Annotated in this window: 1 protein-coding gene; it reads right to left on the reverse strand. The window is 47.2% G+C overall.

All coding sequences use genetic code 11. The features are described 5' to 3' along the window. Position 1: 1 nt before the first annotated feature. On the reverse strand, positions 2–833 hold an 832-nt coding region (locus R7R78_RS25350; protein ID WP_225474529.1), incomplete at its 5' end, for an ATP-binding cassette domain-containing protein.

Genomic DNA, 833 nt, shown 5'->3' on the forward strand with positions numbered 1-833 from the left:
ACTAAGCCACTTGCTCGGATTTAAAATTACCAAGCAGCGCGTCATACAACTCGTGATCACTCAACACACCAACCAACTTGTCATCTTCCACCAGCAACAGAGGCTGGTTACTGCGCTGCTTAAGCTCTATCGCTTCGCGCATGTTGATGTTCGGGCTAACCTGAACCAGAGAGTTAGATTCGACATCATCGAGGTTCGATGATTCGCTCACCCACTTCATCAGCGACTGTTCAGAGTTCGGCAAACTCAGGCCTTTCGACTCTTGCGTCACCCAAATTTCTTTATCAGGGCAAATAAGTACACGCTCTTCTTCACGTACCAGAGCATCACTCGACTTCATTAACGAACGACCTTTAAGCACATTCAGAGGATTCGTGTGTGCAACGAAGTCCGCCACATAATCGGTTTCTGGTGCCAGAATGATCTGCTCTGGCTTACCATGCTGAATCAGTTTACCCGATTCCATAATGGCAATGTTGTTACCAATTTTAAGTGCTTCATCTAAGTCATGACTGACGAACAAAATGGTTTTATTGAGCTTTTCTTGCAGCAGAATCAGTTCATCTTGCAGCTGCGCTCTGATCAGTGGGTCAAGTGCTGAAAACGGTTCATCCATGAGGAGAATGTCTGTGTCCATCGCAAAAGCACGAGCCAAGCCCACACGCTGCTGCATACCGCCAGAAAGCTCATGCGGGAACTTACTCTCCCATTCTGACAAGCCAACCATTTCTAACTGTTCACGTGCTTTTGCACGGCGCTCTGCTTTACCTATGCCTTGCATTTCCAGACCAAAGGCAACGTTATCTAGTACCGTTAGCCAAGGCATCAAAGCA

This window comes from Vibrio sp. 2134-1 (genome assembly GCF_033339495.1).